The sequence below is a fragment of the Exiguobacterium sp. SH5S13 genome (assembly GCF_004337085.1).
Classification (GTDB): Bacteria; Bacillota; Bacilli; order Exiguobacteriales; family Exiguobacteriaceae; genus Exiguobacterium; species Exiguobacterium aurantiacum_A.
Genome location: NZ_SJUS01000003.1, coordinates 157,604 through 167,352 on the forward strand (window position 1 = coordinate 157,604; position 9,749 = coordinate 167,352).

A 9,749-nucleotide genomic window follows, 5' to 3' on the forward strand; every position below is an offset into this window, starting at 1 on the left:
GACAGATTTTTTTGTGGAGACGTAAACTAACGAAGGGAGGGAAGTAGATGAAGAAGAGAGAGAAAGGTGCTTATTGGCGCATGATTCGTCCGCACACACTGACGGCGAGCTTTATTCCGGTGCTGTTAGGAACGTTTATCGTCGCCGGTCAAACCGATTTGAAATGGGGTCTGTTCTTGGCGATGCTCTTCGCCTCGATCTTGATTCAAATCGCGACGAATTTATTTAATGAATATTACGACTACAAACGCGGACTCGACCACGAAGGCTCGATTGGAATCGGCGGCTCGATCGTACGAGACGGGTTCACGCCGGGTCAAGTGCTCGGCATCGCGCTCGGGATGTATGGTGTCGCGTGTGTTCTCGGTCTGTTTCTTGCCGCTTCGACGAGCTGGCATTTGCTTTGGATCGGAGCGTTGTCGATGGTCGTCGGCTATCTGTATACGGGTGGTCCGCTTCCGATTGCGTATACGCCGTTCGGTGAACTTGTCGCCGGATTGTTCATGGGCTACGTCATCATCGGGATTTCAGGATATATCCAAATCGGTACGGTGACGACTGAGTTGTTGCTCGTGTCATTCCCGATGGCGCTCTTGATCGGAGCGATTTTACTAGCCAACAATATTCGGGACTTGGATAACGACAAGGTGAACGGACGACGCACGATTGCGTGTCTCGTCGGACATCGCCGGGCCGTGCTCGTTTTGGCCGGATTCTTTATCGTTGCGCTGATTGGTATCCTCGTCGCCGTATTCGTTTACGGGGTCACGCCTTGGGTATTGCTTTCGTTAATGACCGTTCCGATTATGATTCGTGCGGTGAAGCGTTTCTGGGTGAAACGTGAGCCGGCCGACCTGATGCCGGCGATGGCGATGACGGCGAAGGTCAACACGTTATTCGGGGCCTGGATGGTCATCGGATTAATCGTCGCACGCGTTATCGCATAAACATAGAGGAGGGGAACGATATGTCAGTCGTCAAAGACATGCTTGCGTTCAATGAACGGTTCGTGACAGAGAAGCAGTATGAGCAGTACGTGTCAGATAAATTTCCTGATAAGAAAATTGTCATTTTAACTTGTATGGACACACGGTTGACGTCGTTATTGCCACATGCGCTCGGTTTGAAGAACGGCGACGCGAAAATCATCAAAAACGCGGGCGCGGTATTGTCGCATCCGTTCGGATCGGTCATGCGTTCGATTCTCGTCGCCTTATACGCTCTCGGTGCGGAAGAGGTGATCGTTATTGGACATTACGATTGCGGCATGGCCGCTATCGACCCGAACGCGGTCATCGGCGAGATGGAGCGGCGCGGAATTGATCCGCAGACGTTACAGACGCTCAAAGCCTCAGGCATGGACTTGGAGAAGTGGTTGCACGGCTTTGACTCGGTCGAGGCGAACGTCGTCAACTCGGTCAGCCTGATCAAAAACCATCCGCTCCTGCCCCCGGGTACGGACGTCCACGGATTTGTCATCGATCCAGGAACGGGGCGACTCGATGTCGTAGAGGCATAATCATCCAATCTATGCAAAAAGGCGAGCTCCGTTTTGAGAGAGCTCGCCTTTTGTCATCCGTACGTGTTGACCGGAATATCTTTGTAGTCATCTTCGTCCGAGTCTTTCGACTTGGATTTTTTGTTTTTCTTATAGTTCTTCTCATACTCTTGCTCGCTCGGTGTTTTGAAGAAGCGTTGCCACGTGGCGTTGATCTCAGAGCCGATCAAGATGATCATGCCGGTCAACTGCAGCCAAAGCAACGTGACGATGATGCCTCCGAGTGATCCGTACGTCGAATCGTAGTTACCGAAGTTCGAGACGTATAGGCTAAAACCGAGTGAGACGAGCTGCCAAGCGATGACGCCGAAGATGGCGCCGGGGACGGTGCTTTTCCAAAACACGTGTTGTTGCGGTGCGATCTTATAAAAGATCGACAGCGTCAAGATTAAGATGACCGTCGTCAGCACGTAACGGAACACGTTGATCAAGACGACTTCGGCACCGGAAATCGGGATGTAGTCTGAAATGAATTCGATGATTTGTGAACCGAACACGTTCGAGATGATGAGTAGCAAGACGCCGACGCCGAGGAGGAACGTCAAGCCGAGGGCGATGCCTTTACTGACGAAGAAGTTGCGTTCGTTGTCCTCGCCATAGGCGTGGATTGCCATATTGATCAATCGTTCGACTCCTTTAGAGGCCGACCAAATCGCTAAAATCGCACCAATCGAGAGCAGTCCGCCTCGTGGCTCGCCGATCGCCTCAAAGATCCCTGATAAAAACTCGGTCGCCGCCGAACCTGGCGCCAGGTTATTTAACTGTTCTTGAAACGACGCTTGCGTGATGTCGAAGAACGAGAGCAACGCTAAAATAAAAATGATTCCCGGGAAAATGGATAAGAACCAAAAAAAAGCGAGCGTTGCCCCGTAATCTTGAACGTCATGCTCTTTAAAGCGACGAAACAACTCTTTCCCGAAGGTGAGCCAATTCTTTTTTTCTTTCACTTCTGTAGTGTCCATGCGCATATCCTCCTGAACGTTATCGTTAGAAACTATCTTTCCCGATTTGTCAGTAGGTTACACATTGATTCAGTCTTCGGCTAACGTTTTGTCAAAGAATCGTTCTGGATTGGTGGTGAGCAGCTCGGCTAAAGAAGGGGGTCTGACTGGCAGGCGGCTCAATGCGCTCCGCTTCACCCAAATCGGTGTGTACGAGCCGTTCGTCTGTTCAGCTTGGAACTCTTCGCCTGTACCGGTGCCGAATTCGCCATTTGTGACGCGGGCCCAAAAATAAGGATTCAATTCACCGTTGAAAGCGACGTAGGCGGCGACTCCTTCAAGCTCGACGTGGACACCGAGTTCTTCATAAGCTTCACGGACGGCAGTTTCTTCAGCCGTATGGCCAAGTTCGACACCGCCGCCAGGGAAGACGTAATAGAGTGCGTTTTCTTTTTCGCGTCGAATGAGCGCGACCTCATCGTGTTCGTTCGTGAGGATGATGGCGCTGCGTAATTTTGTTCTGACCAATGGGATCGTTCCTTTCGGTAGCTTATAGTGAACAAAACGCATCGACTCACCGTCGATGCGCTTTGTTAATCTGTCGTTGTTTGTTCTAACGATTCGTACATATCAGAAGTCAAACCGTTCTCATGAGAACCGATAACTTTTGCGGCGACGCGCATGCCGAGGCGGAGCGCGTCTTCAATCGAATGATGCTTCATCAATTCAGAGATGACGGCCGAGAAGAAAGAATCACCGGCGCCTGTTGAATCAGCGACTTTGACTTTTGTCGTCGGTACGTGTCCTTGCTCGTTCGTCCGGAGATCGACGTAGACGGCACCGAGCTCGCTCATCGTGACGATCGTGAGCGGCGCACCTTTCATCGCGAGCACTTCGGCGACGCGCAATGCGTCATCGACGGTGACGATTGACATATCAGACAGGATTTCGGCTTCTTCACGGCTACAGATGAAGCCGGTGAAGCCTTGAAGCAAGTGGCGATTTCGTTCGATGACGGACAAATGACCGCACACCCCGTAAAGCGGAAGCTTCATCTCGCGACAAAGTTCGATCGTCTCATTCAAGACGTTGACCGACAAATCGAGGTCGATGGCGACGGCTTCGCTTTCGGCGAACACCGTATCGATTCGGCGGAGGATACATTGTTCCATCATCGCTTCATCTGGTTGTTTCGAGATCGAGGTCTGGAGGTCGCCGTTATTGTCCATGACGGCGAGCCACATGCCCATTCCGTTATCCTCAAGCAGGTCGACGTGGTCGACGTTGACGTTTAAGTCGCGAAGCTCTTGAAGGACACCCATCCCGATTTGGTCGTTTGTGACGGTTGACACGAACCGGACGTCGTTACCGAGGACACCTAAGTTTTGCGCGACGTTACGGCCGGTTCCGCCGTTTGAGAACGCGATGTCCCCGACGTTTTTCGCATCTTTATGAAGCGGGGCGAACGATGTTCCTTTAATATCGACAAATACTTTGCCGATTACTGCAATCGTATTCATATGCTGTACCACCTTTAGCCAATCATCTATCTGTTATCGGTCTGTTAGACACATTATTCCCATTATAGCGAAATCGTCATTCGCTTTCAATGACGGTTTCAAACGCTGTCGAAATTTGTCAATCCCATGAAGAACTGAGCAAGCGCAGTCCGTTCAAAATGACGAGAATCGTTGACCCTTCATGACCGACGACGGCGAACGGCATGACGAGCAGCTCGAAGATGTTCGTCGCGATCAAAACGAGGATGACGCCGAGGGCGAACACGACGTTCTGCAAGACGATCCGGTTCAATTTACGGGATTGCTCGATCACTGAACTCAAGCGGACGAGATCGTTTTTCATGAGGACGACGTCAGCCGTCTCGAGTGCGGCGTCGGTTCCTTCGCCCATGGCGATCCCGACGTCTGCTGTCGCGAGGGCCGGGGCGTCGTTGATGCCGTCGCCAATCATCCCGATTGTGCCGTACTCTTGTTTTAACAGCTTGATTTGTTCGACTTTCTCTTCCGGGAGGCATTCGGCGATGTAGCGGGTCAAGCCCGCCTCCGTCGCGATGGCGCGTGCGGTCGCTTCATTGTCGCCTGTGATCATGATCGTCGCGATTCCGAGATGGTTCAAGCGCTCAATCGCTTGTTTGGCTTCCGGGCGTAACGTGTCACGCAGTGCGAATGCACCGATCGTCTGTTCATCGTCACTGACGAAGACGAGTGTGTGTCCGGCGGCTTTTAACCGTTCGACATCTTCGCGGTAGAAGTCACCGCTCCGGTCGGCGAACTTTTGTTTACCGACCCGGTAGGAAGTGCCGTCAATCGTCGCCTCGATGCCTGAACCGGTGATGTCTTTAAAGTGGTCCATGTCTCCCGTATGTTTGCCCGTGAACTTGACGAGCGCCTCGGCGAGCGAGTGCATCGAATGTTCTTCGATCAAACTGACGACGCGATAAACGTCTTCTGCTGCCATGTCAGGATGAACCAACGCCGTTTGGACGACCGGCTTACCGATTGTGAGTGTTCCGGTCTTATCGAAAGCGATCGCTTTGAGGCGTCCCATGTTCTCGATGTGGACACCGCCTTTGAACAAAATCCCGTGTTTAGCGGACGAGGCGATGGCGGCGAGCGCGGCCGGTGTGATCGCCGCGACGAGGGCGCACGGTGAGGCGACGACGAGCAGGATCATCCCGCGGTATATGCTCGTTTCGAGCGACCACGAAGTGAGGACGGGGCCGAGCAAGATGATGGCCGTGACCGAGATGAGCACGATCTGGACGTATCGTCCTTCGTAGCGGTCGATGAACTGGGCCGACGGTGATTTTTCTTCTTGGGCTTGCTGCACCATCTGAATGATCTTTTGGAACAATGTCTCGGTGGCGAGTTTCGTCACCGATAACGTGAGCACCCCGTTCAAGTTAACACTTGAACCGAACACTTCGTCGCCGACGGTCCGGTCGACCGGAATCGATTCCCCGGTGATGGCGGCTTCTTCGACGGAGGCGGTCCCGCTCAAAATGCGTCCGTCGACCGGGATGCGTTCACCCGGCCGGACGTAAATCCGGTCGCCGACTTTTAAGTCATCGATGTGGACGACTTCGAGACCGCCGGCTGCATCGAAACGGGTCGCTTGTTCCGGTTGGAGTTCCATCAACGATTCGAGCGCCCGCTCGTTTTTGTTCAGCGTGTACGTCTCGAGTGCACCGGACAAGGCGAAGATGAAGATGAGGATCGCGCCTTCCATCCAATAGCCGATCGAGGCGGCACCGATCGCCGCGATGATCATGAGCAGCTCGACGTTCAATGATCGGGTTTCCCACGTATCGGTCAGTCCTTCTTTGGCTTTGGCGTAACCGCCGATCAAGAAGGCGGTCAAGTAGAGCGTGACGTAAATCCAAGTGGCTCCGTCTTGTCTTTCTGCGAGATATGCGAGTACAATCAATACACCGCTGATGAGCGCCATGATGAGCTCGATATGTTCGAACCAGTTGGCCCGTTTGAAGACGTGGCTTTTTTCTTGTGCAGTAGTTACCTGTACGTTCATAGTGACACCTCTTTCTAATTGAGAATATATATCAGTTAAATGATAATGACTGAGGATGATTATCATTATCTTTTGTTGTTTTAAAGGGTTTTACATCCGTTTTCTTCACGTCTCTTATTTATAATGATTATCATGTGAGTCTATTTTATCATCATTCATAACAACTCACAAACTAAAAGATTAAGGAGATTTCGTGTCATGCAAAATATTTTTCAACGCTCTTGGAGCGTCACGCTGTTGGCGTTGTTCAACACGTTTTTATGGGGCAGTGCTTTCCCGTTCATTAAATTAAGTTATGAGGCGTTAGACATCGGGGCAGGCGAGTACGGCCAACAACTGTTCTTTGCCGGCGAACGGTTTTTACTGGCTGGTATTCTGTTGCTCGTGATCAGCCGGCTCGTCTTCAAGCGGCCGATCCGATTGAATGCGGAAAAATTGAAGGCATACGCACACTTAGGGGCGTTCTTGACGTTTTTGCAATATCTGTTCTTCTATATCGGATTATCCATCTCGACCGGGGTGCAAGGGTCGATCATCGCCGGCTCGACATCGTTCTTCCAAATGGCGCTCGCACATTTCCGCTATGAAGATGATCGGTTGAACCGGTTGAAAGGCATCGCGCTCACCCTCGGCTTCTCAGGAATCGTCATCGCGAACTGGCCGACAGCAAGCTCGGAAATCGGTTTTGGAATCGGTGAGATCCTTCTCATCTTGGCGATGGTGTCTGGCGCGTTCGGGAACTTGGTCGCGAAAGACTACTCGCGACATCATGACGTCGCCCCGATGACCGCTTGGGCGATGGTGATCGGTTCGCTCGGTCTGTTGATCGTCGGATTTATCCTTGACCCGGGAGGCGTATTCTTGCCTTACACGGTCAAGACGCTATTGTTCCTGTTATACCTCGCATTGTTATCAGCGGTCGGTTTCACGTTGTGGAACACGCTCATGAAGCACAACCCGGTGAGCCGGGTGTCGCTCTATATGTTCTTTGTTCCCTTGTTCGGTGTCCTATTATCGAGTTTACTGCTCGGTGAGACGATTCCTTGGAACGCGCTCGTCGGGTTGCTATTCGTCATCGCCGGCATCTACTTGTCAACGTATTTTCAAGGTCGTCGTCGGCCGGGCGGCTCTGTTGCGAAATGAGTTCGAGGTACAGTTGACGGAAGTTTATTTTCATGACAAAATATATTAAAAATTCTGAAAATTTTTCAGTTATGAATCGGTCTTCGTTGTAAAGACTTGCGTACGACAAGTTAACAGAAGGGAGGGTTTGTGCCATGACGAGAAATTTGATTGTCCGAAACATCCTCGTGTCGCGCCAGCCGCGAGACGAGTACGTCAAGTACGTGATGAAGTGCGTGAGTCGCGGATTGAAAGAACATCACGACCAAGTCGATGTGCGCGCCGTCAGGCAAGGCGATGACATCCAGACGAAGTGGCAAATCAACGATCGTGTCATCGAGGTGACGCTCAAGTCCGACGTATTGGCATCGCTCGATACGGAGCCGTTCGCTCTCGATGAGGTGTTCATCCGGGCATTCGAACGAAACGATGTCAGAGTCGGGCCGCCAAACGAATGACAAACGAAAAGGATGAATCTCCGCGGAGACTCATCCTTTACTTATGCTTCGATCGGTTTGGCTTTTGACGTGAACAGGCTGATCGACAGGATGCCGAGGATCAAGGCGTACATGAGGAAATATACTTCTTTAGGCAACGCGACCCAAAACGCACCGATCATCGGACCGCTGATCGACCCGACACTGAACGAGATGCTGTACAGCATGTTGCCGGTCGGTAAGAGTGAGCGGGGCAACACTTCCGTCATATGGGCGAGGCCGAGCGAATAAGTGGAACCGAGTCCGGCACCGGCCAAGGCAAACAAAACGAGCAACCACAAATAGTTGTCGACGGCGAGGTTCGCGAGTGCGAACAAGAGCGTACCGAGCGTCAAGACAATTTGAAGGACGCGTTTCTTCCCGAAGTGATCGGCGAGCCGTCCGAGCGGCAACTGGACGATGATGGACGCGACGATGAACGTCGTGATGAGCGTGCTCGTCTGTGCGAGCCCGATGTCGTTACGGACGGTGAAGATCGGCAAGTTCGCATTCAGGCTCGCTTCAAGAAAGCCGTATGTAAAAGCCGGGAGCAGCGTGTACCCGGCGCCGATCAAGACGAGGCGGATGCGTCCGGTCGAATCCGTCTTCACTTTCTCCGCTTCGGGGTACTCGTTGTCGACCTTGAAGATAAGGAAGAGTGATCCGAGACAGAAGAAGATCAAGATGAGGAACGGGAGCCAAAAGTGAATATCGACGAGCGGGGCGATCAACGGACCGACCGCGAACCCGAGACTGAACGACATCCCGTAATACGCCATCGCCCGGCCGAGACTCCGTTTCTCGCTCACGGACGTGACCCACACTTGCGAGCCGTAGTGAAGCGCCGAGTCCCCGAATCCGATGACGAAGCGCATGACGGCCCACATGAGCAGTGACGGCCAGAGCGGTAAAAAGAACGTGGCGAGCGCCGTCAACACGATGCCGAGCACGATCGTCGGGCGGAATCCGTATTTGCGGACGAACCGTTCGAGTAGCGGCGCCGAGACGATGATGCCCAAATAGAGCATCGTCGCGTTCAGTCCGTTCAGCCAGGCCGGGTTGCCGTCACGTTCGATTAATGTGGATAGTAAAGGGATGAGCGCCCCTTGAATCAAGCCTGAAATAAAAACGACGAGCAATAAGATCGAAAAACGAAACCGTTCCATAGTTCACCTCATATACAAAAATAAAAAGCTGAGAGGTCTCAGCTTTTTGGTTCATCAATCGGTTGGGGAGTATGATTTATTTGCAGTAACTCGTCGTCCCAACTGCCTTGACTGAATACTTCATCATGGTCTACTTTGTCCGAAACGAATGCGGCTGTCAATAAGATGCTGAGCACGCCTCCGAAAATGATGATTCCCATGACGGTAACGATGAACACATAGATCGCTGTCATCATCGAACACCTCGATTCGTTTTATATACTAAATATTTCCCGGATCGAAATAATTAAAACGAGTGGGCGACACGTTGTCTAAAGTCGACTGTCGGATAGTACGCTTGTTTGACGAGTGCGTTCGGTCCGAGGCATTTGACGGCGGGACAATGGCACGACAGTGTGGCGTTCAACGCGCTGTTCGTCCATTGATCGTACGCGTCTTGGAACGACGTATCGTACAACGTGCCGAGTGTGCCGAGTTCGTCTCCGAAGTCGGTGACGATGATCTGACCGTCAAAAATGTTCGTGTTCAACCGGGAGCGTCCGTCCGGGTCGTTGCGGACCGTCACGTTTTTCGCGGTCGAGAGTCGCCGCAGTAAGGCGCGGTCGGCTTCTGAGTCCGAGCAGGCGTAAAACGGCAACGTTCCAAACAGCATCCAGACGTTCTCGTCCCGAATGTCGAGTACGTCATGGATAGCTTGACGGATCTCGTCGAGAGAGGCCGACTCGAGCGCGCTAGCGAAGTCTGCGGGGTACATTGGGTGCAATTCTACTCGCTGGCAACCGAGCGAGACGATTTCCTCGTGAATCTCTTGTGAACTACTCACCACTTATTTGCTTCGCAACTTGAAGTGGGAGCTTCTTGGGAAGACCGTGCTTTGACCAGCCACGGTTGTGGACCAAGCTCGTCGGGCAGTCCCTGCCCTGGAGTGTTTCAGTCG

At 52.3% G+C, this 9,749-nt stretch carries 10 protein-coding genes and 1 pseudogene; 4 read left to right on the plus strand and 7 right to left on the minus strand.

What is annotated here, in order from left to right:
• The first annotated feature begins 47 nt into the window (after positions 1-47).
• Complete coding sequence (locus EVJ30_RS03470; protein ID WP_131456871.1) at positions 48-947, plus strand: 1,4-dihydroxy-2-naphthoate polyprenyltransferase; 900 nt, start codon at positions 48-50, stop codon at positions 945-947.
• A 20-nt stretch (positions 948-967) separates the two neighbouring features.
• Positions 968-1,519, plus strand: a complete 552-nt coding sequence (locus tag EVJ30_RS03475) for a beta-class carbonic anhydrase (RefSeq protein WP_131456873.1) — start codon at positions 968-970, stop codon at positions 1,517-1,519.
• Between the two features lie 53 nt (positions 1,520-1,572).
• On the opposite strand, the gene EVJ30_RS03480 is transcribed toward EVJ30_RS03475, so the two are convergent.
• The 4 genes from EVJ30_RS03480 to EVJ30_RS03495 form a co-directional block, all read right to left on the minus strand.
• Positions 1,573-2,520 (minus strand): YihY/virulence factor BrkB family protein, encoded by a 948-nt coding sequence (locus EVJ30_RS03480; RefSeq protein ID WP_131456875.1) that lies wholly within the window; start codon positions 2,518-2,520, stop codon positions 1,573-1,575.
• A 69-nt stretch (positions 2,521-2,589) separates the two neighbouring features.
• Positions 2,590-3,069 carry an NUDIX hydrolase gene (locus EVJ30_RS03485; RefSeq protein ID WP_131456877.1) on the minus strand — a complete coding sequence of 160 codons (480 nt, stop codon included), beginning with the start codon at positions 3,067-3,069 and terminating at the stop codon, positions 2,590-2,592.
• A gap of 23 nt (positions 3,070-3,092) precedes the next feature.
• The gene (locus EVJ30_RS03490; RefSeq protein WP_131468012.1) at positions 3,093-4,019 is read right to left on the minus strand and encodes a carbohydrate kinase family protein; all 927 of its coding nucleotides are present in this window, start codon (positions 4,017-4,019) and stop codon (positions 3,093-3,095) included.
• 118 nt (positions 4,020-4,137) lie between these two features.
• Positions 4,138-6,048 (minus strand): heavy metal translocating P-type ATPase, encoded by a 1,911-nt coding sequence (locus EVJ30_RS03495; RefSeq protein ID WP_131468014.1) that lies wholly within the window; start codon positions 6,046-6,048, stop codon positions 4,138-4,140.
• 198 nt (positions 6,049-6,246) lie between these two features.
• On the opposite strand from EVJ30_RS03495, the gene EVJ30_RS03500 reads away from it, so the two are divergent.
• The gene (locus EVJ30_RS03500) at positions 6,247-7,191 is read left to right on the plus strand and encodes a DMT family transporter (protein WP_131456883.1); all 945 of its coding nucleotides are present in this window, start codon (positions 6,247-6,249) and stop codon (positions 7,189-7,191) included.
• A gap of 134 nt (positions 7,192-7,325) precedes the next feature.
• On the plus strand, positions 7,326-7,628 hold the full coding sequence (locus EVJ30_RS03505) for a hypothetical protein (RefSeq protein ID WP_016510464.1): 303 nt from the start codon (positions 7,326-7,328) through the stop codon (positions 7,626-7,628).
• Between the two features lie 41 nt (positions 7,629-7,669).
• Here the strand turns inward: EVJ30_RS03505 and EVJ30_RS03510 are convergent, their stop codons facing one another.
• The 3 genes and pseudogenes from EVJ30_RS03510 to yfkAB all read right to left on the minus strand — a co-directional run.
• Positions 7,670-8,812: an MFS transporter gene (locus EVJ30_RS03510; protein ID WP_131456885.1), complete on the minus strand. Its 1,143-nt coding sequence runs from the start codon at positions 8,810-8,812 to the stop codon at positions 7,670-7,672.
• A gap of 38 nt (positions 8,813-8,850) precedes the next feature.
• Positions 8,851-9,045: a hypothetical protein gene (locus tag EVJ30_RS03515; protein ID WP_233589689.1), complete on the minus strand. Its 195-nt coding sequence runs from the start codon at positions 9,043-9,045 to the stop codon at positions 8,851-8,853.
• Between the two features lie 53 nt (positions 9,046-9,098).
• Positions 9,099-9,623 (minus strand): annotated as a pseudogene (gene yfkAB / locus EVJ30_RS03520) (radical SAM/CxCxxxxC motif protein YfkAB); the annotation flags it as partial.
• Positions 9,624-9,749: the final 126 nt, after the last annotated feature.

Coding starts and splice junctions, on each gene's coding strand:
- EVJ30_RS03485 (WP_131456877.1), bottom strand. CDS start 3,069: ATGCGTTTTGTTCACTATAAGCTACCGAAAGGAACGATCCCATTGGTC.
- EVJ30_RS03475 (WP_131456873.1), top strand. CDS start 968: ATGTCAGTCGTCAAAGACATGCTTGCGTTCAATGAACGGTTCGTGACA.
- EVJ30_RS03480 (WP_131456875.1), bottom strand. CDS start 2,520: ATGGACACTACAGAAGTGAAAGAAAAAAAGAATTGGCTCACCTTCGGG.
- EVJ30_RS03515 (WP_233589689.1), bottom strand. CDS start 9,045: ATGACAGCGATCTATGTGTTCATCGTTACCGTCATGGGAATCATCATT.
- EVJ30_RS03470 (WP_131456871.1), top strand. CDS start 48: ATGAAGAAGAGAGAGAAAGGTGCTTATTGGCGCATGATTCGTCCGCAC.
- EVJ30_RS03510 (WP_131456885.1), bottom strand. CDS start 8,812: ATGGAACGGTTTCGTTTTTCGATCTTATTGCTCGTCGTTTTTATTTCA.
- EVJ30_RS03500 (WP_131456883.1), top strand. CDS start 6,247: ATGCAAAATATTTTTCAACGCTCTTGGAGCGTCACGCTGTTGGCGTTG.
- EVJ30_RS03490 (WP_131468012.1), bottom strand. CDS start 4,019: ATGAATACGATTGCAGTAATCGGCAAAGTATTTGTCGATATTAAAGGA.
- EVJ30_RS03505 (WP_016510464.1), top strand. CDS start 7,326: ATGACGAGAAATTTGATTGTCCGAAACATCCTCGTGTCGCGCCAGCCG.
- EVJ30_RS03495 (WP_131468014.1), bottom strand. CDS start 6,048: ATGAACGTACAGGTAACTACTGCACAAGAAAAAAGCCACGTCTTCAAA.